At 64.5% G+C, this 23,399-nt stretch carries 26 protein-coding genes and 2 pseudogenes; 19 read left to right on the top strand and 9 right to left on the bottom strand.

All coding sequences use genetic code 11. The features are described from left to right. Positions 1 to 20: 20 nt before the first annotated feature. From ABB30_RS08855 to ABB30_RS16900, 6 genes and pseudogenes are all read left to right on the top strand, one after another. Positions 21 to 461 carry a DUF2147 domain-containing protein gene (locus ABB30_RS08855; RefSeq protein WP_057637940.1) on the top strand — a complete coding sequence of 147 codons (441 nt, stop codon included), beginning with the start codon at positions 21 to 23 and terminating at the stop codon, positions 459 to 461. A 185-nt stretch (positions 462 to 646) separates the two neighbouring features. After that, a complete protein-coding gene (locus tag ABB30_RS08860; RefSeq protein ID WP_057637941.1) occupies positions 647 to 1,078 on the top strand; it encodes a hypothetical protein in 432 nt (143 codons plus the stop codon). 3 nt (positions 1,079 to 1,081) lie between these two features. After that, on the top strand, positions 1,082 to 1,306 hold the full coding sequence (locus ABB30_RS08865) for a helix-turn-helix transcriptional regulator (RefSeq protein ID WP_057637942.1): 225 nt from the start codon (positions 1,082 to 1,084) through the stop codon (positions 1,304 to 1,306). 103 nt (positions 1,307 to 1,409) lie between these two features. Next, entirely contained in the window at positions 1,410 to 3,494 is a 2,085-nt protein-coding gene (gene metG / locus ABB30_RS08870) for a methionine--tRNA ligase (protein WP_057637943.1), read from the top strand. 471 nt (positions 3,495 to 3,965) lie between these two features. Continuing rightward, positions 3,966 to 4,277 (top strand): hypothetical protein, encoded by a 312-nt coding sequence (locus ABB30_RS16215; RefSeq protein WP_152980658.1) that lies wholly within the window; start codon positions 3,966 to 3,968, stop codon positions 4,275 to 4,277. A 230-nt stretch (positions 4,278 to 4,507) separates the two neighbouring features. Continuing rightward, positions 4,508 to 4,606: pseudogene (locus tag ABB30_RS16900) on the top strand (DUF1153 domain-containing protein); the annotation flags it as partial. A 167-nt stretch (positions 4,607 to 4,773) separates the two neighbouring features. On the opposite strand, the gene ABB30_RS16220 reads toward ABB30_RS16900, so the two are convergent. The 4 genes from ABB30_RS16220 to ABB30_RS08890 all read right to left on the bottom strand — a co-directional run bounded on the left by ABB30_RS16220 (position 4,774) and on the right by ABB30_RS08890 (position 9,040). Then, positions 4,774 to 5,367 (bottom strand): hypothetical protein, encoded by a 594-nt coding sequence (locus ABB30_RS16220; RefSeq protein ID WP_152980659.1) that lies wholly within the window; start codon positions 5,365 to 5,367, stop codon positions 4,774 to 4,776. 173 nt (positions 5,368 to 5,540) lie between these two features. Next, positions 5,541 to 6,083, bottom strand: coding sequence for a hypothetical protein (locus ABB30_RS08880; RefSeq protein ID WP_057637945.1), 543 nt, complete (start codon positions 6,081 to 6,083; stop codon positions 5,541 to 5,543). 247 nt (positions 6,084 to 6,330) lie between these two features. Beyond that, positions 6,331 to 7,680, bottom strand: a complete 1,350-nt coding sequence (locus ABB30_RS08885; RefSeq protein ID WP_057637946.1) for a hypothetical protein — start codon at positions 7,678 to 7,680, stop codon at positions 6,331 to 6,333. 52 nt (positions 7,681 to 7,732) lie between these two features. Further along, positions 7,733 to 9,040: a zinc ribbon domain-containing protein gene (locus ABB30_RS08890; protein WP_161808847.1), complete on the bottom strand. Its 1,308-nt coding sequence runs from the start codon at positions 9,038 to 9,040 to the stop codon at positions 7,733 to 7,735. Positions 9,041 to 9,519: 479 nt separating this feature from the next. Here ABB30_RS08890 and ABB30_RS08895 point away from each other — a divergent pair, with 479 nt between their 5' ends. The 7 genes from ABB30_RS08895 (at position 9,520) to ABB30_RS08925 (ending at position 14,767) form a co-directional block, all read left to right on the top strand. After that, positions 9,520 to 11,412: a PAS domain-containing hybrid sensor histidine kinase/response regulator gene (locus ABB30_RS08895; RefSeq protein WP_057637948.1), complete on the top strand. Its 1,893-nt coding sequence runs from the start codon at positions 9,520 to 9,522 to the stop codon at positions 11,410 to 11,412. Positions 11,413 to 11,498: 86 nt separating this feature from the next. Next, on the top strand, positions 11,499 to 11,963 hold the full coding sequence (locus tag ABB30_RS08900) for a YciI family protein (protein WP_057637949.1): 465 nt from the start codon (positions 11,499 to 11,501) through the stop codon (positions 11,961 to 11,963). Beyond that, positions 11,960 to 12,907 carry a subclass B3 metallo-beta-lactamase gene (bla, locus tag ABB30_RS08905; RefSeq protein WP_057637950.1) on the top strand — a complete coding sequence of 316 codons (948 nt, stop codon included), beginning with the start codon at positions 11,960 to 11,962 and terminating at the stop codon, positions 12,905 to 12,907. Before ABB30_RS08900 ends, bla begins: the two co-directional genes overlap by 4 nt. 75 nt (positions 12,908 to 12,982) lie before the next feature. Continuing rightward, positions 12,983 to 13,399, top strand: a complete 417-nt coding sequence (gene rnfB, locus ABB30_RS08910; protein WP_057637951.1) for an Rnf electron transport complex subunit RnfB — start codon at positions 12,983 to 12,985, stop codon at positions 13,397 to 13,399. A gap of 21 nt (positions 13,400 to 13,420) precedes the next feature. Then, the gene (locus ABB30_RS08915) at positions 13,421 to 13,786 is read left to right on the top strand and encodes a DUF6404 family protein (RefSeq protein WP_057637952.1); all 366 of its coding nucleotides are present in this window, start codon (positions 13,421 to 13,423) and stop codon (positions 13,784 to 13,786) included. Between the two features lie 61 nt (positions 13,787 to 13,847). Beyond that, the gene (locus ABB30_RS08920) at positions 13,848 to 14,360 is read left to right on the top strand and encodes a GNAT family N-acetyltransferase (protein ID WP_057637953.1); all 513 of its coding nucleotides are present in this window, start codon (positions 13,848 to 13,850) and stop codon (positions 14,358 to 14,360) included. Positions 14,361 to 14,401: 41 nt separating this feature from the next. Next, the gene (locus ABB30_RS08925; protein WP_057637954.1) at positions 14,402 to 14,767 is read left to right on the top strand and encodes a VOC family protein; all 366 of its coding nucleotides are present in this window, start codon (positions 14,402 to 14,404) and stop codon (positions 14,765 to 14,767) included. 82 nt (positions 14,768 to 14,849) lie between these two features. Here ABB30_RS08925 and ABB30_RS08930 read toward each other — a convergent pair whose 3' ends face one another. The 5 genes from ABB30_RS08930 to ABB30_RS08950 all read right to left on the bottom strand — a co-directional run bounded on the left by ABB30_RS08930 (position 14,850) and on the right by ABB30_RS08950 (position 18,311). Beyond that, the gene (locus ABB30_RS08930) at positions 14,850 to 15,197 is read right to left on the bottom strand and encodes a RidA family protein (protein ID WP_057638024.1); all 348 of its coding nucleotides are present in this window, start codon (positions 15,195 to 15,197) and stop codon (positions 14,850 to 14,852) included. A 674-nt stretch (positions 15,198 to 15,871) separates the two neighbouring features. Beyond that, positions 15,872 to 16,042 carry an oxidoreductase-like domain-containing protein gene (locus ABB30_RS08935; protein ID WP_057638025.1) on the bottom strand — a complete coding sequence of 57 codons (171 nt, stop codon included), beginning with the start codon at positions 16,040 to 16,042 and terminating at the stop codon, positions 15,872 to 15,874. A gap of 66 nt (positions 16,043 to 16,108) precedes the next feature. Continuing rightward, positions 16,109 to 16,729, bottom strand: coding sequence for an HD domain-containing protein (locus ABB30_RS08940; RefSeq protein WP_057638026.1), 621 nt, complete (start codon positions 16,727 to 16,729; stop codon positions 16,109 to 16,111). Positions 16,730 to 16,774: 45 nt separating this feature from the next. Beyond that, the gene (locus ABB30_RS08945; RefSeq protein ID WP_057637955.1) at positions 16,775 to 17,368 is read right to left on the bottom strand and encodes a 2'-5' RNA ligase family protein; all 594 of its coding nucleotides are present in this window, start codon (positions 17,366 to 17,368) and stop codon (positions 16,775 to 16,777) included. Between the two features lie 604 nt (positions 17,369 to 17,972). Then, the gene (locus ABB30_RS08950; RefSeq protein WP_057637956.1) at positions 17,973 to 18,311 is read right to left on the bottom strand and encodes a zinc ribbon domain-containing protein YjdM; all 339 of its coding nucleotides are present in this window, start codon (positions 18,309 to 18,311) and stop codon (positions 17,973 to 17,975) included. A gap of 110 nt (positions 18,312 to 18,421) precedes the next feature. Here ABB30_RS08950 and ABB30_RS08955 point away from each other — a divergent pair, with 110 nt between their 5' ends. From ABB30_RS08955 to ABB30_RS08980, 6 genes and pseudogenes are all read left to right on the top strand, one after another. Then, positions 18,422 to 19,237 carry a DUF6491 family protein gene (locus ABB30_RS08955; RefSeq protein ID WP_152980661.1) on the top strand — a complete coding sequence of 272 codons (816 nt, stop codon included), beginning with the start codon at positions 18,422 to 18,424 and terminating at the stop codon, positions 19,235 to 19,237. A 97-nt stretch (positions 19,238 to 19,334) separates the two neighbouring features. Beyond that, on the top strand, positions 19,335 to 20,702 hold the full coding sequence (locus tag ABB30_RS08960) for an Hsp70 family protein (RefSeq protein ID WP_057637958.1): 1,368 nt from the start codon (positions 19,335 to 19,337) through the stop codon (positions 20,700 to 20,702). Positions 20,703 to 20,985: 283 nt separating this feature from the next. Further along, positions 20,986 to 21,213 (top strand): YkgJ family cysteine cluster protein, encoded by a 228-nt coding sequence (locus tag ABB30_RS08965; protein ID WP_425477390.1) that lies wholly within the window; start codon positions 20,986 to 20,988, stop codon positions 21,211 to 21,213. A 23-nt stretch (positions 21,214 to 21,236) separates the two neighbouring features. Then, positions 21,237 to 21,431 carry a hypothetical protein gene (locus ABB30_RS08970; protein ID WP_057637960.1) on the top strand — a complete coding sequence of 65 codons (195 nt, stop codon included), beginning with the start codon at positions 21,237 to 21,239 and terminating at the stop codon, positions 21,429 to 21,431. A 75-nt stretch (positions 21,432 to 21,506) separates the two neighbouring features. Continuing rightward, positions 21,507 to 22,814: an alkaline phosphatase family protein gene (locus ABB30_RS08975; protein ID WP_057637961.1), complete on the top strand. Its 1,308-nt coding sequence runs from the start codon at positions 21,507 to 21,509 to the stop codon at positions 22,812 to 22,814. After that, positions 22,814 to 23,383, top strand: a pseudogene (locus tag ABB30_RS08980) (mechanosensitive ion channel domain-containing protein); the annotation flags it as partial. The gene ABB30_RS08975 and the pseudogene ABB30_RS08980, both read left to right, overlap by 1 nt. Between the last annotated feature and the right edge of the window lie 16 nt (positions 23,384 to 23,399).

Genomic DNA, 23,399 nt, shown 5'->3' on the forward strand with positions numbered 1-23,399 from the left:
CCCTGGGAGGGGACATTCCCATGAACACCGCAATCAAGGCCCTGCTGCTGGCCCTGCCGCTGACCTTCGCCACCGGCCTGGCCCAGGCCAACAACAACGCCGAAGGCCGCTGGCGCCAGATTGACCCGGACACCGGCCGGGCCAAGTCCATCGTGGAAATCACCCGCACCAGCAACGGCGCACTCAATGGCCGCATCGTCGAGCTGATCAACCCGTCGCGCCCGAACCCGGTCTGCGACAAGTGCGAGGACGACCGCCGCAACCAGCCGATCACCGGCATGGAAATCATCCGCGGCATGCGCGCTGACGGCGCCGGCAAGTGGAAGGGCGGCAAGATCCTCAAGCCGGACGAGGGCAAGGTCTACAACTCGAAAATGGCCCTGATCGAAGGCGGCCGCAAGCTGGAGGTGTCCGGCTGCATCGCCTTCATCTGCAAGAGCCAGGTGTGGGAACGCCTGTAAACCAGGCCCATACGCAAGCGCTTGCCAACAACCCGGCCACTGGCCGGGTTGTTGCGTTGTACGGGCATGGCGGCGGCCACGGATTGCGCGTGATGTAAAAAATAATTGACATTCACATCCGCCCGGGAGCAGCCTGACGATGTCAAGTTTGTTTGACATTTCCTGCCCTGGCCCCGGAGCCTGCCATGCCACTGTCCTTCCAGGAAAAAAGCCTCTGGCTGCTGCTTGCCAGTCTGTGCGCGGTGTTCGGCGTGTATTTCATCAAGGTGGTGCCCCACACCGGCTCCCAGATCGGCCCGGCCGAAATCGGCAGCTTCATCGGCCTGCTGATCGTGCTGGTGGTGGTCCAGGTCATCGGCCATACCGTGCTTGCGCTGGGCAGCCTGCGCGAGCTGGGGGCACGCGGGGTCAGCCGTGACGAACGCGACGTGTTGATCGAGCTCAAGGGCAGCCGGCTGTCGGGCTGGCTGCTCGCCTGCGGAGTGTTCTGCGCCCTGTGCGTTGCCCTGCTGGTGCCCGGCAATGCCGCCTTTATGCATGTGCTGCTGGGCTTTTGGGTGGCCTCCCAGATCCTGGCCCTGGCCAGCCAGCTGTATTTCCATCGCCGGGGCGTGTGAGCCATGGGCAAGACAACCGGCCGCCTGGGCAACCGCCTGCGCGAACTGCGCCAGCAGGCCGGCGGGCTGACCCAGCAGGAGCTGGCCGAGCGGGTGGGCGTGACCCGGCAGACCATCATCGCCATCGAGGGCAACCGCTATTCACCCTCGCTGGAGGTGGCCTTCCTGATCGCCGCCGCCCTGGGCGTGGGCATCGAGCAGGTGTTCCAGTTCGAGCCCGACGCCTGAGCGCCCGGTCAGCACGCCCACCAGCACGGCCGGGGCCTCGGTTCCCCGGTGAGACAGGCCAGCCGTGCGATAATTGCCCGTTCCCACGTCTCATCGAACGGTCATGACCCGTAGCGCACTTGTCACCAATGCCCTGCCGTATGCCAACGGCCCGCTCCACCTCGGCCACCTGGTCGGTTACATCCAGGCCGACATCTGGGTGCGCGCGCGCCGAATGCTGGGCGAGAAGGTCTGGTATGTGTGCGCCGATGACACCCACGGCACCCCGATCATGCTCGGCGCGGAAAAGGCCGGCCTGAGCCCGGAGGCCTACATCGCCGGCATCCAGGCCAGCCACGAGGCCGACTTTGCTGCCTTCGGGGTGGATTTTGACCACTACGATTCGACCAACTCGGCCGCCAACAAGGCGCTGACCGAATCGCTGTACCTGAAGCTGGAAGCCGCCGGCCACATCTCCAAGCGCAGCGTGGCCCAGTTCTATGACCCGGCCAAGGGCATGTTCCTGCCGGACCGCTACATCAAGGGCACCTGCCCCAAGTGCAAGGCGGCTGACCAGTACGGCGACAACTGCGAAGTCTGCGGCGCCACCTACGGCCCGACCGACCTGATCGAGCCGAAGTCGGTGGTCTCCGGTGCCACCCCGGAAATGCGCGATTCGGTGCACTACTTCTTCGAAGTGGGCAATTTCGACGCCTTCCTGCGTGAGTGGCTGGCCGGCGATGTGGCCCTGCCGGGCGTCAAGGCCAAGCTGGCCGAATGGCTGGATGCCGAAGGCGGCCTGCGCGCCTGGGACATCTCCCGCGATGCGCCCTACTTCGGTTTCGAGATCCCCGGCGCCCCGGGCAAGTATTTCTACGTGTGGCTGGACGCGCCAATCGGCTACCTGTCCAGCTTCCAGAACCTGTGCGCGAAGACCGGCGATGACTTCACCGCCATCACCGCCGCCGGTTCGGCCACCGAACTGCACCACTTCATCGGCAAGGACATCGTCAACTTCCACGGCCTGTTCTGGCCGTCGGTGCTGCACGGTACCGGCATGAAGGTGCCCACCCGCCTGCACGTCAACGGCTACCTGACCGTGGACGGAGCCAAGATGAGCAAGTCGCGCGGCACCTTCGTCAAGGCCCGCACCTTCCTGGACGTGGGCCTGGAAGCCGAAGCCCTGCGCTACTACTTCGCCGCCAAGAGCGGCGGCGGCGTGGACGATCTGGACCTGAACCTGTCCGACTTCGTGGCCCGCGTGAACAGCGATGTGGTCGGCAAGTTCGTCAACCTGGCCAGCCGCGCGGCCGGCTTCATCTCCAAGCGCTTTGACGGCCAGCTGGCCGCCAGCCTGCCCGATGCCGCCCAGTACGACCGCTTCGTTGCCGCCCTGGGTGACATTCGCGCCGCCTACGAGCGCAACGATGCGGCCGCCGCCATCCGCCTGACCATGGCCCTGGCCGATGAAGCCAACAAGTACATCGACGACACCAAGCCGTGGGTCATCGCCAAGCAGGAAGGTGCTGAGGCGCAGCTGCAGTCGGTCTGCACCCAGGCCCTGAACCTGTTCCGCGTGCTGGCCGCCGCCCTGAAGCCGGTGATGCCGCGCACCACGCACGCAGCCGAAAGCTTCCTCAATGCCCCGGTCAACGCCTGGAGCGATCTGGACGCGCCGCTGACCAATCACACCATTGCGCCCTACCAGGCGCTGTTCACCCGTATTGACCCGAAGATGATTGACGCCATGACCGACGCCTCCAAGGACACCTTGACCGCCGCCACCGCCGAAGCCCCCAAGGCCGAAAAGAAGGCTGACAAGCCGGCCAAGGCCGAAGCCGCCACGGCTGCTGCCAAGGCCGCGGGCGATGCCCCGCAGTACATCGGCATCGAGGATTTTGCCAAGCTGGACCTGCGCATCGGCAAGGTGCTCGAGTGCGATTTCGTCGAAGGCTCGGACAAGCTGCTGCGCTTCAAGCTCGACGCCGGTGACCTGGGCCAGCGCCAGATCTTCTCCGGCATCCGCGCCAGCTACGGCGAGCCGGAAAAGCTCATCGGCCGCAATGTCGTCTTCATCGCCAACCTCGCCCCGCGCAAGATGCGCTTCGGCATCAGCGAAGGCATGATCCTCTCGGCCGGCTTCGACGGCGGCGCACTGGCCCTGCTCGATGCCGACGACGGTGCACTGGGCGGCATGCCGGTGCGTTGATCAGCACTTGCTGACATCACCGAGAGGTACAAAAAGCCGGCGCAAGCCGGCTTTTTTGTTAGCGCCGGACATTCCACGGCGTATGGAAAGCCCCAAAAAAACCGGAAAATTGGCAAATCATTAGCGCCAGCAAATTAGGCATTTAGTCGACACAGATCACAGTTTGCGCCATATCCAGTGCAGCCACCTGGATTTACACAGCCACCAACGCCTACACTCGGCACTGAATTACCAAGTACTCGTCAACATTTAGCGCACTCATACCTAACCAGCATGAGTGTATTTATTTAATAAAGTTACCCACCACTTAGTGGCCACCCATGGACTTTACGCTACGCACGCCAACGTCTGACATCAATTCTCGGAGCGAATTAATTCATACTTAAAGAACTATACGGGGGAGTTATGGCCACCAGATACTCAAAGCGACAGTTTGACGGAACCACTGAGCACTACGACTCACGGGAGGAAATGGAAGCGGCCAATCCAGAAATATCGACCAGACAACTAATATCAGAAATATCCAATTCATTCAATCCTTTTTTTGCGATACTTGGCTTCGTTGTCTCGGGAATTTCTGCAGTATTTATACTTTCCTTCTTCAGTGAATTCTCAAGCCTGGCAACTTGGATCAAGTTTTTCATTGCTGCCGGCATGGCCGTCCTAGTTGGCTACATATCTGGAAAGTTTGGCAATATTCTCTTCATACTCACGATTGCACTTTTTATCCTAGGCGCGACGGGCGGGATCATCGCACTCATATGGATGATACTTAGCATCTGACAATTAATACGAGCGGCCGGCACAACTCTGGCTTACGAACCCGGGTAAGAGCTTAGACTCAACTTCCAAGTGCAGCGCCCCCATATCGGGTCGTTGCCATGTCCAGAACCTACCAACACCTAAGCCCTGAAGAATCTGCCGCAATCATGCTCGAGCGGCAGAACGGAAGAACGGCTGTAATGACCCACTGAATTCCTGCTCAGGTGTTACAACTCCCGAAGGCGACACCAATGAGCGTAGTGATGGAAGAAGAAATCAAGCGTTGGACCGCCCGGCGCAAGTCGGCACTGGTCCTTGAGATCATCCAGGGCAAGACGACTGAAGTGGCCCGTGTTTCGTGGACAGGATAGTCAGGGGACAGTCCTGACCTGTTGATATCGCTGCTCGGCTTGTGTGTGAGCCGTATAACCCATGCCGGAACGGGGCCTCCCCGGCTGTAGAAAACTTCGATGCACTCAAAGATCGCGGCTCGGCAATCCCCCGACATTTTCGCGATCTACAACAAGCCTTTATTTTCGTACCGTTGATCATGCGCCCAAGTATCAATCACGTTCTGGAGGCGCTCATCCTCCGCTTCCTGGAGCGTGCTCATGTCGCACTCTATGTTGCTGGTCGCACGTGCGCTCCCAGCGGCCGATTTCTGCAACCCGGCGATGGCGAAACCATTACCTTGTATTGAGTACAGCGCGTAACGTGTTCCATCGGTTGTCGTCGATAACACCAGCCCACCGGCACCGCCCATCAGCATCAGGCGTGATCGCCTGAAATCGCTTGATGGAGCATGGCCAATCTCCGGCACCTTCACTTTCGGCACTCCCCTTGATTTACCAAGGGCAAACCGGAATTTCAGATCGCGGGAAGTGGAAGCCGTGTTGGTGCAGATCGATGCCCATTCGTCACGTTCTTGCAGACGGCAAGAGATCACGACCTGCTCACTTGCATTGCACTGGGCGCCTTCAATCGCTTGGCCTGAGCCAGCGGGGAGTGTCGAGGCCAACAGGGCCTGATCGACGCGGTTTGTGGCCCCTGACTTTTGACAACAAATAAGTCCAGAGATCATAACGAATACGAGAACGGCATTGAACTTCACGGCGAAGCTCTCCTTGCGGGACCACAGGTTGCTTGCGATGACAGTAGCAAAGCCCCCCCCTGAACAACGGGATCAGGCTCACTTATTTCGATGGTGAAGACGCCACCACAGTGGTCTCGGGCATAAAAAAGGTGTCATGGCTCACTTTCCAAAACGATGAATAGCTGCATCCGTCAGAACCAGTTGACCTTGACCCTCGCACCATCGATCAACGGCATCCAAGCATCGCCCAGCGACAATTTCGTATCCACCCAGAACGTCACCTCGCGTGTGCCGATGGGCAAGCCGGAGAATGGTGCATCCACGCTCATCGCAATGGTTTTGTTACCGGGACGCATCAATTCTTGACGCAGACGACGCAAGGATTGCTGCCCCACCTCGTCCAGACGCAGCTGATAAACGACCACGGGCATATCACTACGAAAAATCCCCGTACTGCGCGTATCCGTCTCCTTATTGATTAGCACAAGCGGCAATGCCTCACGCTGGCTGTACCCACCAGTACTGACATCCAGATTCAAGCGTGCGCCAGCCACGTCCAGTTCCACACCGTGCGGCAACGCCATGCGCACGCGTACCTGCGCAGGATCGGCCTGTGCCAGCGCGGCCGGTGACAGCGACGACAGTCGCAAAACGGTACTTACGGGAACAGAGGCACAGCCAACCATTCCTAACAGCACCAACAACATACCAACAGCTAATTTGCGCATGATCATCCCTGAGGATTTGATACAACCTATTCAAAATAACAATCACCGACACCCATCTCAATATCACGTTGAAAAATCATCAACGGAATCACATTTACTCACGACCGACGCACGGAAGCAGACATAGGACTGCACTTCCATCAGGCATCGGAATCACCGTAGCTAGGCTCACCAATCAACCGACGGGGGCTATCAGCGTCACGCAGCACATCAGGCAGCTCCGTTTGCTCCACTTACCCTGGCCGTCACTTGCTCAACCGGCCGGGGGATTGAAGTCATGCAGAATCTCGCCGTTGTTGTCGATCAGCAGTGCCGGCGCGGCGGGGTTTGAGCGCAGGTAGAACGCATCAGGCAGGGCATCGGCGGAGAGCTGGGCGCCGCTGCCGGTGATTTGCGGCAATTGCTCCAACGTGCGGCTCCACACCATCTTGCCGGTGGCTGCATCGAGCAGTTCCAGCACCCGGCCCTGGTCGGTCACCGGGGTGGTGTTGAAGACGATCAGCACACGCTGTGCATTGGCGGCCAGCACCGCGCCGCGATAACGCAACTGCAGCGGCGCGATCAGCTGCAGCCCTTCCAGGCCGGCGTGTTGGATGCGCTCACGCCCGCTCACCCAGCCGCCAGCCAGCGGGACGAAATCCTGCGCCGCGGCCATTACTGCCGGGTCATCCTGCCGGCGTACGGCCAGTGACGGCAGCAGCTGATAGCCGCCCTTGCCAATGCGCTGGGTGTAGCGCAACAACAGGCCCGGTGAGCTGGCAGCCTGCAGGCCATCGCCGCCGCCTTCCACCCGGGCGAAGGCGAACTGCGGCTTGGCCACGGCCGGCAGCTGCGTAGTGCGTTGCTGGAAATCGGCCTGCAGCAGGGCCAGTGGCACGATCTGCCCGCTGAGCCAGAACACCACAAAACGCTCGCCGGCATTGCTGGTGACCATGAGGCTGTCCGGTTGTTGCGCATCACCGGGGGCTATGCGCGACACCCCGGCACCCAGCTGTGCGGGATGGCGATTGACCAGGGCATCGTCCACCGCAGTGAAACGAGCATCCTCGCGCTGCAGGGCCAGCAACTTCTGGCCGTTCATGATCAACAGGATGCTGCCGTCGGAGAAATGGGCAAAGCGCGGCGGTTGCGACAAGGTGGTACGCGCATAGCTCAGCTGCAATGGCTCGCCCAGGGTACGGCCGTTGCCGACCTCACTGACGCTGACGCGGTAATGGTCATCGCGTCCTTCGGTCCTTTCCAGCACCTGCACCTGGGCATAGGCACCAGCCTTGTGCTGGTACACGGTGGAGGCCTGTAGCCTGCCGTGGTCCGGCGGGGTGGGCAAGGCCTTGTGCAGCAAGGGCCACAACAACGGCAGGCCGATGGCCAGCAACAGCACCACCCCCACGGCAAGGCCGACATGGCGCCCGGGTGCGGCGCTACCGGAGGCACCCGGCTCCAGGCGATGGGTGACATGCACCTGCTTGGGTGCATTGTTGTCGCTGAGCACAAACTCGCTGCCGCAGGCACTGCATACACGCAGGTTGGGGCTGGCCGCCACCGGCTTGCTGCTGCCGGAGCCGCAGCGGGGGCACATCAGGGGTTTGATCTGTACCGACATCGCGATTCCTTGCATCGCCCGCCATGCAACACCGGCATGGCAGGCCCTGGCGTCATTGGAAGGAGTGCAGCACGTTGCCCTGGTTGTCCATCAGGAAACCGGGCTCAAGCGGGCTGCTCTGCACGAAGAAGCCCGAGGGCAACCCTTGTGCGGTGAGGTAGGTGCCGCCACGGTCGCTGGCCATCAGCGGCACCTGGGCCACCTCACGGCTCCAGACCACCTGCTGGCTCTGCTTGTCCAGCAACTGCACCACCCTGCCCTCGCTGCTGGTCGGTGTCGGGCTGTAAACCAGCAACAGATGGCTGGCATTGTGCGCCAGCACCTGCGCATTAAAGCGCGGCGTGGCCGGGGCAATGAGCTCCACACGCTGCACGCCCTTCTCATGCACATGGCAGGAAACCCACAGGGTCGGCGCCACCTGCCGGTACCACGCGGGCGAGCGCTCAACATCCTTACTGTGCTGCGTGTACAAGCTGAAGTACCCCAGATACTGCGGCTGGCCCGGATCGGCCCGCTGCCAGTAGCGGATCAGCTGATAGCGGCGGTTTTCAATGCTGTGCGAGCCTTCCAGTTCGGCATACAGCCAATGTTCGCTCAAGCCGGTGGCCTGTGCGGCACGCTGCTCGTCACTGTCGGAAATGCCCACTTCGGGCAGCAACTGCCCGGCCAGCCAGTAAGCGTGGTAAACCGTGCCATCGGCGGTGGTGATCTTGAAACTGTCCGGCCGGTCACGGAAACCAAACTCGATCCTGGCAATGCCGCCGCCGAGTTGATCGGGATGGCGGGCGAGCAACTGCGGGGTCAGGTCCACGAAAGCGTTGGCACCGGGATCAAAGCGCAACACCATCTTTTTTTCCAGCTGCAGGTAGAGCTGGCCATCGCTGAAATTACGCAGGTAGGCGCGGTTGTCCTGCCTGTTGATGCGCCAGGTCTGCGGCTCGGCCAGCAGTGCCCCGCTGTGGATGTCCGTCACCTGGACAAGGTAGGCATCGCCCTGCGCCTCGTTGCGCCGGCTGTAAACATCAATACGGCTGAACTTGCCTGCCGCCTCGTACAGCGCCGATGCCTCGGCGCGCTCGCGCGGATGCACAACCGGCGCGCTTTGCTGGCTGCGATCCAGCAGCCCTGGCAAGACTGCCAGCACCAAACCGGCCAGCAGAACACCCACAACAACGGCGGCACCGATCCATCGATGGCCACGCCCGCGATCAGTGGCCTGGCCACCTGCGCCCTGCTCCGCCTTGTTGAACACAGCCGTGATGGAGAACACCGTGCCACAAGCGGCGCAGGCCCGCTCCGGTGCGCGCGGTGTGGCTGGCAGCAGTGATCCACCACAGTGCGGACAGAAACGCAGCGTCATGGCCTGACCATCCCGGCCATGCCGGTGCCGCAGGCGGGCGGCACAGCACCTGCCCGGCCATCAAGCCGTAGCTTGCTTGCATCACAACGGCAGTACAGAGCAGTGGGCATGCAACAGTCGTCAGTCCATGGATTCGGTATGCCCCGGCAGGAAAAATCGACCTTGCCGTGCCACATACAGCATTGCACAGGCACAGGCCCAAGGCTCTACGCAGTGCATCAAACCAGTAGCGTACGTCCATGGCAGGCCGGTGTCAGAGCAACGCGCCACTGTGCCCAAGCGCAACCGCATCCTGTGATTGAAGGCACAGGTTTTTCCACCGGGCAGCGGGTTCTGCCAAACCTGGACGACACCACGGGTTGCTCGTAACTGAATACTGCTTGATAGTCGGCGCTGACCACATCCCGGGACCGAGGCCCTGACCGACCATGCCTGCACCAGCACTGGCGCATTACCCTGGTCTTTATGATGCCTCCCGCTTGGCCGTTTCCGTGCTCGATGCGGACAGTTTCGAACTGTTTTATGCCAACGATGCCTTCCAGCATTACTACCGGGCACGACTGCTGACCAACAGCAAGCACCTGCTGCGCGATGCGCTGATCCAGCAGGCAATCAAGCAATGCCATGAAAACCACCAGACACTGAGCATTACCCCGCTGGGCAGCCAGCTGTGTTTCGAGTTCTCCCCCTTCAATGCCGCCACGGCCATGCCGCGTCTGGTTCAGTGCATCCTGTTGCCACGCGACATGGAAATGCCGCAACCACAGCGCGATGACCTGCCCCACGACCTGCTGCTGGCGCTGGCACGCATCATCGACCACTTCCCGCACAACATCTGGCTGTACTCGATCAAGGGCGAGGTGCTGTGGACCAACAACACCTCCAACCGCTTCACCATCGGCACCAATGGCGCACGCCATATCGTGGACCTGGCCAACACCCGTCACATCACCAACGTACATCCTGATGACCTGACCGAGGCGGCCGTGGCCATGTCCCAGGTAATCAATGGCACGCCTATGCAGCAGCCAAAACGTTACCGGCTGCGCAACCACACCGGGCAATACTGCTGGTTCGAGTTTTCGATGTCGCCCGTGCACGACGATGCCGGACAGGTGCTGTACTGGGTCGGCACCAGCATCAACATCGAGCACATCGTCGCCCTGGAACAGGAGCATGAGCAGCAACTGCAGCTGTTGCAGCAACAGTTGCGCAGCGCCAACGACGAACTGCACAGCCATCACCAGCGCAACCTCAACGCTGAAAAGATGGCCTTGATCAACCATCTCTCCGGCGGCGTCGCGCATGACCTGAACAACCTGTTGCAGGTCATGCGCACCTGCACCGAGCTGGCCATGCTCAAGCGCCCGGAAGCCTCGGTGGAAACCAAGCTCAAACTGATTGCCGACTGCATCGAACGCGCCAGCCGGCTGTCTTCGCAGCTGGCCAGCTTCACTGGCCGCACCCCGCAGAATGCGCGCCAGCTCGATACCAGCGAGGTACTGCGCGAATGCATGCTGCTGCTCAAGCGCGCCGTGGGTGCCGAGGCCGATTTCAAGGCGGATATCCCCGATGGCCTGCACCCGGTACTGGCCGACCGCGCGCATCTGGAAAATGCCCTGATCAACCTGGCCATCAATGCGCGCGATGCCGTCGACGGCCGTGGCCAGATCCGTTTCGCGGCCCGCAACATCGAACATGCCGAGCCGGATGGACAGATCTGCGAAGCGGTGCAGCTGTGCCTGCGCGATGATGGCAGCGGCATCGATGAAAGCCTGCGCGAACAGGTGTTCGAGCCATTCTTCACCACCAAGCCCGAGGGCAAGGGCACCGGCCTGGGCCTGGCCATGGTCAAGCGCTTCGTGCAGTCCAGCCATGGCAGTATCGAATTGAGCTCCCGCCCCGAGCAGGGCACCAATGTCAGCATCGTGCTGCCCCGCAGCCGCCAGCAGGCAGAGACGGCAAGCCACAACACGCCCGTGCCGGCCAGCCTGCAGGCACGTGTGCTGCTGGTGGAGGACGACGAACCGGTGCGTCTGGCCATCCACGCCCTGCTCAGCCAGCTGGGCTGCACGGTGATCCCCTCCTTCAACATCGACCACGCACTGGGCCTGCTCGACAGCGGCCTGTGCCCGGAAGCCATCGTCTCGGACATCCGCATGCCCGGCAGCCACACCGCCAGGGACCTGATCGCCCGTATCGAACAGCGCCCGGACATCGCCCTGCTGTTTGCCACCGGCTACAGCGCCGACGTGGCCGTGGCCGAGGGGCTGATCGACGGGCGCTGGCCGGTGCTGTTCAAACCCTTCGACCTGCATGGCCTGGCCGCCGCCCTGCGCCAGGTCCTGCCGCAGGCAGCGGACACCGAGTGAAGCCCGCTGCGTGACCGCCTGCCCGGCTGGCCAGCCGGGCACTTTCGTGCTGCAGTGGTGCCCTCCATCCCTTGGGTACTGCGCCGATGAAGACAGTTCTTGCCTGCCTGTGCCTGGCGCTGCTGCCGGTGTTGGCCCACGCCCAGCCGGCAACGCCAGCCACGCCTTCGGCGGTGGCCGACCCCGGGCTGGCCAGCCAGCTGGGCGCCGATGAACGCGGCATGCGCCAATACATGCTGGTGATCCTGAAGACCGGGCCGACGCCGCTGGCTGATGGGCCGCAGCGCAGCGCGATGTTCGCCGGCCACTTCGCCAACATGCAGCGCCTGGCCGCGGCCGGCCAACTGGCTGTGGCCGGGCCGTTCACCGACAAGGGCGACTGGCGTGGCCTGTTCATTCTGGCCGTCAGCAGCCAGGCCGAAGCCGAAGCGCTGGTGGCCACCGACCCGGTGATTGCCCAGGGCGAGATGGTGGCCGAGTACCACCCGCTGTACGCCTCGGCCGCGCTGATGGCGGTCAATGCCACCCACCTGCGCATTGCCCCGCAATGACCGCCCGCACGGTCCTGAAGGCGCGCAGCCGCGCCGGCCTGACCGCACTGGCCGCGGCCGGCCTGTTCAGCGCCTGCGCTTCCGGCCCGGTTCCGCCTGCCGCCGTGCCGACTGCAGACAACGAGCACATCGCGCCCTGCCCGGACGGCATGGGCGTGATGGACGGCTGGGACCGGCCTGCCCCGCCCCACCGCATCCACGGCAACACCTGGTATGTGGGCACCTGCGGCCTGACTGCGCTGCTGATCACCTCTGACCAAGGCCATGTCGTGATCGATGGCGCCAGCGCCGCCGCCGGGCCGTTGATCGCGGCCAACATCCGCGCCCTGGGTTTCGACCCGGCCCAGGTGCGCTACCTGCTCAACAGCCATGAGCACCACGACCATGCCGGCGGCCTGGCTTACCTGCAGCAGGCCACCGGTGCGCCCTTGCTGGCCCGGCAGGCGGCCGTAGCCAGCCTGCGCCGCGGCCACGGCGACCGCAGTGACCCGCAGCAGCTCGAACCCGGCAGTGGCTTTGCCCCGATCGGCCAGGTGCAAGCCATCGCCGATGAGCATGTGGTGCGCGTGGGCGGGCTTGCCATCACCGTGCACGCTACCCCGGGACACACCCCCGGTGGCACCAGTTTCAGCTGGCGCAGCTGCGAACAGGGCCAATGCCTGTCCATTGCCTACACCGACAGCGTCAGCGCCATCTCCGATGCGGTGTACCGCTACGACCAGCATCCAAAGGCCGTGGCCGACTTCCGCGCCGGGCTGCAGACCCTGGCCGCGATGCCCTGTGACCTGCACATCACCCCGCACCCGCTGGCGTCGGACCTGTTCGCGCGCTTGCAGGGCCAGGCCCCGCTGCGCGATCCACAGGCCTGCCAGCGCTATGCCCAGGTCGGTCAACGCGGGCTGGAGCGGCGCCTGGGCGAGGAGGCCGCCGGGCGCAAACCCTGAGCACCATCCTGAGCGCATGCCCCGCTGCCGGCATGTGGCTGCGATAATGACGCCCCGTTGTTGTGTGCCCTGCCCATGTCGCGCCTGACCACCCCGCTCGTTGAACGCCTGGACCGCCTGCTGCCGCAGACCCAATGTGGCCAGTGTGGCTTCGATGGCTGCCGTCCCTATGCCGAGGCCATGGCCCGTGGCGAAGCCGGCGTGGAGCGCTGCCCGCCCGGCGGCGACGCCGGCGCGCGCCAGCTGGCCCAGGTGCTGGGCGTGGCGGCCCGGCCGTTCGACCGCGGACGCGGCGAGCACAAGCCGGCCCAGGTCGCGGTGATCGTGGAAGAGGACTGCATTGGCTGCACCAAGTGCATCCAGGCCTGCCCGGTCGATGCGATCATCGGCGGGGCCAAGTACATGCATACGGTGCTGAGCGATCTGTGCACCGGCTGCGAGCTGTGCATTCCGCCCTGCCCGGTGGACTGCATCGACCTGAAGCCGGTTTGATTCCGGCACGCGGAGCGTCCCATGTCGCTGAGCTTTGAACAGAAAACCCAGGCCATGCGCCGCCAGCTGTCCGAGCGCAAGATTGTACCGGGCATTGCCGCACCACCGTTCTGGCGCCTGCTGTGGAAGCTGGGCATCGCCCTGCCACCGCCGCTGTTTTTGGGCTTTGTCCCCTTGACCCTGTTGTGCGGCGGTTTTTTTGCCGTGTTGTGGGGGCTGGTGATGTACCTGGCCAGCTGGCGCGCCCAGGGCACACCGCTGCCCACCATGCTGCTGGTCATGCTCGCTGCCGGCGCCCTGTTCGGCCTGATCATGGCGGCGGTGTTCCGCAGCCACGCACGCCGCCTGCAGCTGCCGGCCTGGCGCGACTACACCGGCACCCACTGATGGCACAGGCCCGTGCCTGATCGAGCCGGCCAGAATGGGGTTTGCCCAACGCTCCCCGCCCATGCAACTGCAACTCCTGACCCCGACTGACCAGCACTGGCTGCCAGACTTGAGCCGCCTGCTCCAGCACACCGTGGATGGCGGCGCGTCGGTCGGCTTTCTGGCCCCGCTCAGTGCCGACCAGGCCCAGGCTTACTGGCTTGATGTGCTGGCCGGGCTGGGCCCGCAGCTGCAACTGTTCATCGCCCACCACGACGGCCAGCTGCTGGGTACGGTGCAGCTGGCCCTGTGTGCCAAGGCCAATGGCCGCCACCGTGGCGAGGTGCAGAAGCTGATGGTGGCCCCGGCCAGCCGCGGCAGCGGCATTGCACGCCAACTGATGGAGGCCGTGGAAGCGGCCGCACGCCACGATGGGCGCAGCCTGCTGGTGCTGGACACCCAGCAAGGCTCGGCCGCAGAAACGGTGTACGCACGGCTGGGCTGGCAACGTGCCGGCAGCATCCCCGATTTTGCCGCCAGCCCGTACGGCGAACTGGCCGCGACCGTGTTCTACTTCAAACGGCTGCAGCGGTAACCGCCGCTGGCGGTCATCACACACCCCGGAGGTCAGCGGCCATGAGCACCCACGCCCACGAAAAGATCAACTACCTGGAATTTCCCAGCAGCGACCTGGCCGCAACCAAGCAGTTCTTCAGCACCGCGCTGGGATGGGCTTTTGTCGATTACGGCCCCGAATACAGCGCCTTTTCCGGCCAGGGCCTGGATGGCGGCTTCTTTGCCGCCAGCCGGGTTGCCCGGCCCCACGAGGGCAGCGGCCTGGTGGTGTTCTACAGTGCCGACCTGGAAGCCACCCAACGCAAGGTGATCGCCGCCGGGGCGGTGATTGCCCAGCACATCTTCGAATTTCCGGGCGGGCGCCGTTTCCACTTCGTCGAACCGGGCGGCAATGAATTTGCGGTGTGGAGCGAGCCGGCCGCCTGAGCCGGCCGCAGCGGTGTTTGTGCCAGACACAAAAAAGCCCGCTGCCAACGGCCGCGGGCTTTGGGCATCACACCGGCTGTCCTCAGACGATGGCAGCGGTGATCACGATCTCCACCTTCCAGTCCTTGTTGACCAGCTTGGCTTCCATGGTGGCGCGGGCCGGAGCATGGCCGGCCGGTACCCAGGCATCCCATGCCACGTTCATGCCGGGCGCGTCGTTGATGTCGGCCAGGAAGATTTCCGCGCGCAGGATGTTCTGCTTGGACGTGCCCGCACGGGCCAGCAGGGCATCGATCTCGGCCAGCACCTGGGCTGTCTGCCCGGTGATGTCGGCGCTGGTGTCTTCGGGAATCTGCCCGGCCAGGTAGGCCACGCCATTATGGACAGTCATTTCGGCCAGACGCGGGCCACAGTCAAAACGTTCAATCATCACGGCAGTTTCCGTTGGGAGAATGGAGGGGGAGATCGCATCCGGCGCAGCTGGCCGGGGCCTGGCATGGCGCAACACGGCAAGGCTGATCAGCACCATCGAGCTGACCAGCACCGCGATGAGCAACTTCTGCCCGACCCCGCGCGGCAGCCAGTCCAGACGGCCAATATGGATCATCGCCAACAGCCAGCACAATGCAGCGCAGATACCAGTCGGCACTGCCCAGCCGCGCCAGTGCCGTGCAGTGGCAAAACGCAGCGCCTGCAGTGGCAGGGCCAGCAGCGCTGCGGCAAAGGCGACATAGGCCGCGCTGTAGTGGAACCAGCCGGGACGGCTCAGCTCCAGCGGTGGGCTCAAACGGTCTCCGATGGCCACGGCCGCCAGGCCGATCCCGGCCAGGCCCAGGCAGGCCATCACCAGGGCCCCGCTGGTGGATGGCGCCGGTGCCGTGCGTTGCAGCACATAGCCCATACCGGCCATCACCACCCCCAGCAGCACATACACCAGGCACAGCCACAGCCCGCCCGGCCCATGCAGATAGAAACTCAAGGTGTGCTGGACCAGGTCCAGGTCGCTGCGCTGCCATTGCAGCCAACCGGCGGTAAGCAGGAACAGCAGGCAGGACACCAGGCAGGCCATGGCCAGACGCCGGATCGTGGCCAGCTCCAGTGCGCTCACGCCTGCCCGGGGTGGCGTTGCAGCCATTGCGCCAGACGCTGCCGGTAGGCGGCCAGCTCGTCGGCGTACAGGTCCAGCACGCACAGCGGGCAGCCGCTGCCACAGCACTCGTTCTCGCCGGGCGGCTCGGGCGGCAATGGCCGCGGATCATCGTTGGAATCGGTCATGGCGATGGCCGCAGGCGCGGCAAAAAACACAGAACCCCGATTCTAATCATCCCGGCCCGCCTTGGTTCAAGCCTCGCCACGCAGCCGGCGTGCCAGGTTGGCCCGCGCCGCGGCATCAAACCGCGCGTGGCCCCAGCCGCTGAGGTAGATGCGTGGCCGCTTGAGCACGGCCTTGAGGAAGGCCCGCCGGCGCCAGGCAAACAACCAGCCCGGCACCACGCCCCGGTACTCTTGGGCAATAGCCGCGTCATAGGCGCAGAACACCGGCCACGGCGCGGCCAGGATGGCCATGTCGCAATCCAGGAACAGGGCCTGGTCAGCACTGACCTGCTCCGGCAACAGGGCACCATGGCGCGCGGTCAGCTCGATCAGGCGCACCACCGCGCCGGTGTCGATACCGGCAGCGGGCAGCCAGCGCTGGATCTGGCGGCCGGCAAGCTCGGCACTCATCGCCTCGTTGTCGCTGCGCCCGGGCACGTACACCGCATCGTGGTAGAGCGCCGCCAGCTGGACTTCGGCCGGCTGCTGCCAACCGGGGCCAGCTGCCACCTCGGCACAGTGCTGCAGTACCGCCTGGGCATGGCCGAAATGATGGTAGGCACGCGGCGGCTGCGCGTACTGCGTGCGCAGCTGTTCCAGCATCGGGGCAGGCAGCTGCAGCGGGGCGAATGCAGGCGACAGGTTCATGCCTCCATCATCGGCACAGCGCGCGCGGCCGGCAATGCCCGGCACTCAGCCCAGTGACCAGATACCTTCCAGCTCCTCGCGGTCCTGGCCCAGGAACTGGCGCAGCAGCACGAACTCACGCACCAGCCAGCGCATGGACTGCACCGGCTGTTCGGCCACCTGGCGGCTGTCGGTAAGCATGGGGATATGCGGTGCCGGCCCGGGCTTGACCCGCCCCAGGATCGGCTGCATCGCCTTGAGGATGTCCGCCTGCAGGTCCAGCAGCAGGTCCTGGCCCGGGCCGCATTGCAGGGCAAACGGATAACGGCCATCGCCCGGCAGGGAGCCAACCTGGTCAAAGCAGACTTCAAAGGCCGGGCGTTGCAGCTTGCCGGCGGCCATGCAGATGCGCTTGAGCGTGCGCGCGTCCACCCCGGGGAAGTCACCCAGCTGCTGGACGATGATCAACGGCACTTCCTCGCCGGTCAGCACCGCCTGCAGGCCGTGTTCACTGCGCAAGGCCTCGGCCAGTTCGCCAATCCGCTCGCACACCTCCGGCTCGGGCACCACCGCAAAGTAGAGCCGCTGGGTCGGGATGTCATTGCCAAGACCCAACGACAGCTGGGCCTCTGCCGAGGACGGGTAGGACTTTTTGGCCATGATCGGCAGCGCACCGCGTCAGCAACGGGCGCCAGGCAAGTAGAAGCGGCGGGCTGTGGATACTAGCAGGCGCAGCCACGCCACGGCGCACACTGGCCATTTTTTCACCAGCTTTCGCAAAGCCTTGTGCCACAGGGGCTGGCATGGCTTATCCACATGCTTGCCCAAGCCCTGTGCACATCCACTGTGGGCAACCACTTCTGGCTTGATGGTTTTTTGACCAGCCCGTACAAAGCCTTGCCGTGCAAGGGCTGCCGATACTTATCCACAAATTAGCCGTGCGCTGACCCACACCGGCTGTGGGCAAACCTGCCAACCACCGCACACCGGGCTTGCGGCCGCCCGCCCGGCCAGGTTGACCACAGCCTGCCGACAGGCGCTGCAGAACATCCTCGCAGGCTTGTCCACCTGCCGCCAGCGGCCCGGTTGCCCTTGTTCCGGCGCCACCACCCGGGCGCTGCCCCCGGTGCTCGCCCGCGGTCTGCCGGGCGCCTGGATACTTTTTCACCAGGCATCAAAAAACCCTTGCAGCACAGGGGCTGACAAGGGTTTTCCACAGGCTTTTTGTACACCTGCACACAGCGGCGGTGGACAGCGCGCCGGCTCAGGCCTTGCGCAGGAAGCAGGTCTTGAGCACCAGGCCCTTGATCTTCTCCGAGTTGCCTTCGATGTGCTCGGCATCATCGGCAACCAGACGGATGTTGCGGATCACCGTGCCCTGCTTGAGCGGGATCGACGAGCCCTTGACCTTCAGGTCCTTGATCACGGTGACCGTGTCACCGGCGGCCAGGACATTGCCATTGCTGTCGCGCACCACCAGCGCCTGATCGCTGTCGGCATCACCGGCAGCCCATTCAAAACCGCAATCGGCGCAGATCATCAGCGCGCCGTCGGCATAGGTGTTTTCCAGCGTGCACTGCGGGCAGGCGGGGACGTTGGACATCAACTTCTCCAGATCAATGTGTTGCGGATTTCACATTCTAACGTGCTGCCCCGACGCCCTTGGCATCAATGCGCTAGAGTCGGCAAACCAAGCCCACCAAGGAAGTGACCATGTCCAGTATCCTGCTGCTTGCCCTCGCCTCTGCCACTGCCGCCGCTGCCGGCCCTGCTGACATCCGTCAGGCACCGGCCGAACACTGTATGGACACCCGGCAGGTGGACAGCGTCTACCAACCCAATGACACCCAGCTGCTGGTGGCCAGCGGCTCGCGGCACTTCCAGCTCACCCTGTCCTCTGCCTGCCCGGGTCTGACCCAGGCTGATGGCCTGAGCCTGCGTGCACCGCAGGGCTTTGTCTGTGGCAGCGGCCAGGAAACCGTGGTGGCGGGCAACCAGCGCTGCCCGGTGGTGGCCGTCACTGAGATCGACAGCCGCAGCTACGCCTTGGGCGCCCGCCAGTCCCAGCACCATTCCAACCGCCAGTCCGGCACCCTGGACACCGTGGAAGTCACCGCCAAGGCCGGCGTGGATCGCGAGCAACGCTTTGCCCGTGGTTTTGTCGGCACCAGTGACTATTGCTTTGACCCGGCCCAGATGCGCAGCTGGACCGAAACCCCCGAAGGCCTGCAGGTCATGGTCAACCCGCGGCGCAACCAGGGCAATGTCACGTATGCGGTGGAGCTGCAGGGCAGCTGCCCGATGCTCAGCTCCAGCCCGTCGGTGTTTTTCCGCTCCGGCATGGGCCTGGGCCAGATCTGTGGCAATGCCGGTGACCGCGTGGTTGCCGTGCGTGATGCCTTCAGCGGCGAGCCGGGCCCGGCCTGGAACAACATCGGTGCCCAGCCGATGGCCAGTGCCGGTGCCGGGATGACCACCGTAGCCACCGGGCAGTGCCAGATCGCCGCGGTCTACCCGGTCCACAGCTGAGCCACACACAGCTGAACACCGTTGCACGCCGCCCATTGCCAGCGGCGTGCAACTGGCGCAAAGTGCGCGCCCCCAGTTGAAGTACGAGACACCGTCCATGCGCCTTGGCATCGATTTTGGCACCAGCAACTGCGCCGCGGCAGCGGTGGTCGATGGGCAGGTCAGGGCGGTGGATTTTGATGGGGCAGCGCAGTTCCGCACCACGGTGTGGTTTCCCGATGTGATGCGCGATGCCGACCAGTTCGAGCTGGACGATGCCATGGCCTCCCAGGTGGACCAGCTGGTGGAGGGGTTTACCCGCGATGCGCGCGCCAGTGGCCGCAGCCGCAGCGCGCAGGCCATGCGCAGCGAGGCCATCCGCATTGTCCGCCGCGAGTGGATGGAGGCGCGCATGCGCGAGCCGGCCAGCTCCACCACCCTGCTGCAGAACGCGGTCTACGGCGACGCGGCCCTGGATGCCTACTTCATCGAGGAAGAAGGCAACCTGGTGCAGAGCCCCAAGTCCATGCTTGGCTACCAGCTGCACCCGCGTGCGCGGCAGACCATCGCCGGCATTGCCGCCCACATCCTGGAACACATCCGCCTGACCGCCAGCCGCCAGTTCGGCGAGCCGGTGCGCACGGCCATGCTCGGCCGCCCGGTGCAGTTCCGCAGCTCGATCGGCGATGCCGGCAACGAACAGGCCCTGGGCATCCTGCGCGAGGCCGCCCTGCAGGCCGGCTTTGATGCCGTGGAGTTCCTGGAAGAACCTGCGGCAGCGGCGATGGCCCACCATGCCGCCAGTCAACAGCGGCATGAAGTGGTGGTGGTGGATATCGGCGGCGGCACCACCGACATCGCCCATGCCAGCGTCGGCGGCGCGCAGCCGCCGCAGGTGCACCGCGCCTGGGGTATCCCGCGTGGCGGCACCGACATCGATCTGGCCCTGAGCCTGACCGCCTACATGCCCTTGTTCGGCCGCGGCATCACCCGCGTGCCCAACCACCATTACGTGGAAGCGGCGATGGTTCAGGACATGCCCCGCCAGCGCGAATTCCGCACCCACAAGTACGACGAGGTGGATGCGCCCTACGGCCCGCGCCTTGCGGCCCTGCAGGAAGCAAGCAACACCTCGCGCCTGTACCGCGAAGTGGAAGGCTGCAAGATTGCCCTGAGCAGCCAGGACGAACACAACAGCCCGCTGTACTTCATCGAACGTGCCCTGCAGATCACCACTCCGGCACCAGTGCTCGACGATGCCGCCGCCGGCTACCTGCGCGAATTGAACACCCTGCTGGCCCAGGTGCGCCAGGACATCGGCCATGACCCGGCCGTGGTGTTTGTCACCGGCGGCATGTCGCGTGCGCCGTACCTGCGTGCGGCCGCCGCTGCCGCATTCCCTGGCGCCGAACTGGTGATTGGCGATGCCTCCTTCGGCGTGGTCGCCGGTCTGGCCCATGCCGCCGCTGCAGCACTGCCGGCCTGATCGTACCGGCTCAATGGCCTGACGCAGTCACATGCCCGGCCAGCAAAGCGCGTAGGATGCAGGGGCAGCAACGCGCATCGCCTGCCTGCATCCTTCCTGCCCCGGCATGCGCCGCGGCCAGGCCTTCACGCCCGCACATCCTCGATGATGTGCTCCCCGGCCGCTCAGGCCGGGACGTCAAGCAAGGCCTGTCATGCCCCTGCCTGCCCCCATGGCTGCCTCAACGCACAAAAACAGCTGCCAACGCTGTGCGGCGGTATGTTGCCGCCTGATTGTCGTGTTGATGCCCGAAGACCGCATCCCCGCCCACCTGACCACCACCTCACCCGAAGGCCTGCTGGTCATGGCCCGTGGTGAGGATGGCTGGTGCACTGCGCTGGATCCACTGCGCATGAATTGCACCATCTATGACCAACGCCCGGACACCTGCCGTCGCTTCGTGATGGACGGTACCTATTGCCGTGCTGCACGCAAGGATTATCAACAGCCACAGGCCGCACTTCTGCCCTGACCACCCGCCCTGAGAGGTAACCGATGAGCCGCACCGCACCGCGTCAACCATTGTTCCCGCGTAACCGTGCCGACAGTGACCGCAAGGCCGCGCAAGGGCCGATCAACCACGAACGCCTGCAGGCCGACGTGGCCGCCTTCTGCGCCTCCGGCGGCACCATCGAAGTGCTGGGCACGACCCCGGTGCTGAAGAAGATTCTCCCCGACAGCGGGCAATGAAGACAGGCTTGGTCAACTGACACCAGCGCACGGCTGGGCGACAATGGCGATCCACCTGCCAAGTCTTGCCTGCCGATGCGCCGTTTGTTGCCGTTGTTGACCCTGCCCCTGCTGCTTGGCGCCTGTGCCAGCCTTGCACCACCGGCCGGCAATGCCGCCAACGCCACCACTGCGGCGGCCGCCGGCCAGACGCTGCCGGCACGCCTGCCGCAGCGCGCCGATACCCCGTTGATCCTGGTATCCATCGATGGCATGCGCAACGACTACACCCAGCGCGGCATCACCCCTGCCCTGCAGCAGATGATCGACAACGGCACCCGTGCCCGCTTCCTGCGTCCGTCCTATCCCTCGATCACCTTTCCCAACCACTACACCCTGGTCACCGGCCTGCGTCCGGACCGCCACGGGGTGATTGCCAACTTCATGCATGACCCGACCATCGCCGGGGTGACGTTCTCGATGTTCGACCGCGACACCGTCGGCGATGCGCGCTGGTGGAATGACGGCAAGCCGCTGTGGACCAGCGTCAGCGAAGCCGGCGGGCGCAGTGCGGCGATGTTCTGGGTCGGCTCCGAAGCGCCGGTGCATGGCCGCCATCCCGAGTTCTGGCATCCGTTCGACATCAGCGTCAGCTCGGCCCAGCGGGTGGACAACGTACTGGCCTGGCTGGACCTGCCGGCCGAACAGCGCCCGCACTTCATCGCCCTGTATTTCGACATCGTCGATACCGCCGGCCATCTTCATGGCCCGGATTCGGCCCAGGTCAATGCTGCCCTGGCCGAAGTGGATGCCGCCCTGGGCCAGCTGCTTGCAGGCATCAACGCCCGCGGCCTGGCCGAGCAGACCAACCTGGTGATTGCCGCCGACCACGGCATGATCGCCACCGACGATGCCCACCTGCTGTATCTGGACGACCACCTGGATGCCAGCCTGATCCAGACCATCTGGACCGGTGCTTATGCTGCTTTCGACGCCCTGCCCGGTGGCCAGGCCCAGGCCGATGCCCTGCTCGGCAAGCACGAGCACTTTGAATGCATGACCCGCGAGCAGATTCCGGAGCGCCTGGCCTATGGCCAGCACCGCCGTGTGCCGCGTTACCACTGCATGGCCAGCCCCGGCTGGCAGCTGACCACGCGTGATGCCTTCAAGCGCAAGGGCCATGCCCTGCGTGGCGAGCACGGCTATGACAATGCGCTGGCACAGATGCATTCGCCCTTCATTGCCTATGGCCCGGCGTTCAAGCGCGGCCACACCATCGCCGGGATCGACAATGTCGATGTCTATCCGCTGCTGGCCCATCTGCTGGGAATCTCCCCGGCCGACAACGACGGTGACCTGCAGCACACCCGCGACGCCCTGATCCCGGCCAAGGAGGCCCACTGATGATTGCCCGCACCCTTCCGGACTGGCTGCAGGACTGGGTCACCCCGATCCAGGTCGCCATCGAGATCGTGATCATCCTGCTGCTGGCCTGGCTGCTGCGTCTGGTCGCCCGCCGCCTGCTGGCCCGCCTCGGCCGTGCCTACACCTTCCCGGTGTCGATGGAGCTGGCGGCCAAGCGCCTGAGCAACTTCGTGATCTGGGTCGGCGCCCTGCTGGCCATCCTCGATGCGGTGGGCGTGTCGGCCACCGTGCTGTGGACGGCCTTCACCGGCTTTGCCGCGGTCGGCGCGGTGGCCTTCTTCGCCGCCTGGAGCGTGCTGTCCAACATCTTCTGCACCCTGTTGATCTTCACCACCCGTCCCTTCCGCCTCGGCGACAGCATCGAGATCGTGGAAAACGGCGAAAAGCCCGGCTTCCGTGGCCGGGTGATCGACATCAACCTGATCTACTCCACCCTGGAAGAAGCCGGCGGCGCCCACGGCGGCGGCAACTACGTGCAGATTCCCAATTCGCTGTTCTTCCAGCGCGCACTGCGGCGCTGGAAACCCGGCACCGAACCGCCGGCCAACACCCCGGCCCCGGCCC

Source organism: Stenotrophomonas ginsengisoli, assembly GCF_001431485.1.
Taxonomy (GTDB): Bacteria; Pseudomonadota; Gammaproteobacteria; order Xanthomonadales; family Xanthomonadaceae; genus Stenotrophomonas; species Stenotrophomonas ginsengisoli.

Excerpts from the sequence above, each read along its gene's own strand:
- ABB30_RS08955 (WP_152980661.1), top strand. The coding sequence starts at position 18,422 with ATGTCCAGTATCCTGCTGCTTGCCCTCGCCTCTGCCACTGCCGCCGCT.
- ABB30_RS08970 (WP_057637960.1), top strand. The coding sequence starts at position 21,237 with ATGAGCCGCACCGCACCGCGTCAACCATTGTTCCCGCGTAACCGTGCC.
- ABB30_RS08855 (WP_057637940.1), top strand. The coding sequence starts at position 21 with ATGAACACCGCAATCAAGGCCCTGCTGCTGGCCCTGCCGCTGACCTTC.
- ABB30_RS08930 (WP_057638024.1), bottom strand. The coding sequence starts at position 15,197 with ATGATTGAACGTTTTGACTGTGGCCCGCGTCTGGCCGAAATGACTGTC.
- ABB30_RS08965 (WP_425477390.1), top strand. The coding sequence starts at position 20,986 with ATGCCCGAAGACCGCATCCCCGCCCACCTGACCACCACCTCACCCGAA.
- ABB30_RS08885 (WP_057637946.1), bottom strand. The coding sequence starts at position 7,680 with ATGTCGGTACAGATCAAACCCCTGATGTGCCCCCGCTGCGGCTCCGGC.
- metG (WP_057637943.1), top strand. The coding sequence starts at position 1,410 with ATGACCCGTAGCGCACTTGTCACCAATGCCCTGCCGTATGCCAACGGC.
- ABB30_RS08860 (WP_057637941.1), top strand. The coding sequence starts at position 647 with ATGCCACTGTCCTTCCAGGAAAAAAGCCTCTGGCTGCTGCTTGCCAGT.
- rnfB (WP_057637951.1), top strand. The coding sequence starts at position 12,983 with ATGTCGCGCCTGACCACCCCGCTCGTTGAACGCCTGGACCGCCTGCTG.
- ABB30_RS08915 (WP_057637952.1), top strand. The coding sequence starts at position 13,421 with ATGTCGCTGAGCTTTGAACAGAAAACCCAGGCCATGCGCCGCCAGCTG.
- ABB30_RS08925 (WP_057637954.1), top strand. The coding sequence starts at position 14,402 with ATGAGCACCCACGCCCACGAAAAGATCAACTACCTGGAATTTCCCAGC.
- ABB30_RS08975 (WP_057637961.1), top strand. The coding sequence starts at position 21,507 with ATGCGCCGTTTGTTGCCGTTGTTGACCCTGCCCCTGCTGCTTGGCGCC.
- ABB30_RS16215 (WP_152980658.1), top strand. The coding sequence starts at position 3,966 with ATGGAAGCGGCCAATCCAGAAATATCGACCAGACAACTAATATCAGAA.
- bla (WP_057637950.1), top strand. The coding sequence starts at position 11,960 with ATGACCGCCCGCACGGTCCTGAAGGCGCGCAGCCGCGCCGGCCTGACC.
- ABB30_RS08920 (WP_057637953.1), top strand. The coding sequence starts at position 13,848 with ATGCAACTGCAACTCCTGACCCCGACTGACCAGCACTGGCTGCCAGAC.
- ABB30_RS08935 (WP_057638025.1), bottom strand. The coding sequence starts at position 16,042 with ATGACCGATTCCAACGATGATCCGCGGCCATTGCCGCCCGAGCCGCCC.
- ABB30_RS08900 (WP_057637949.1), top strand. The coding sequence starts at position 11,499 with ATGAAGACAGTTCTTGCCTGCCTGTGCCTGGCGCTGCTGCCGGTGTTG.
- ABB30_RS08940 (WP_057638026.1), bottom strand. The coding sequence starts at position 16,729 with ATGAACCTGTCGCCTGCATTCGCCCCGCTGCAGCTGCCTGCCCCGATG.
- ABB30_RS08865 (WP_057637942.1), top strand. The coding sequence starts at position 1,082 with ATGGGCAAGACAACCGGCCGCCTGGGCAACCGCCTGCGCGAACTGCGC.
- ABB30_RS08945 (WP_057637955.1), bottom strand. The coding sequence starts at position 17,368 with ATGGCCAAAAAGTCCTACCCGTCCTCGGCAGAGGCCCAGCTGTCGTTG.
- ABB30_RS08950 (WP_057637956.1), bottom strand. The coding sequence starts at position 18,311 with ATGTCCAACGTCCCCGCCTGCCCGCAGTGCACGCTGGAAAACACCTAT.
- ABB30_RS08890 (WP_161808847.1), bottom strand. The coding sequence starts at position 9,040 with ATGACGCTGCGTTTCTGTCCGCACTGTGGTGGATCACTGCTGCCAGCC.
- ABB30_RS08880 (WP_057637945.1), bottom strand. The coding sequence starts at position 6,083 with ATGATCATGCGCAAATTAGCTGTTGGTATGTTGTTGGTGCTGTTAGGA.
- ABB30_RS08960 (WP_057637958.1), top strand. The coding sequence starts at position 19,335 with ATGCGCCTTGGCATCGATTTTGGCACCAGCAACTGCGCCGCGGCAGCG.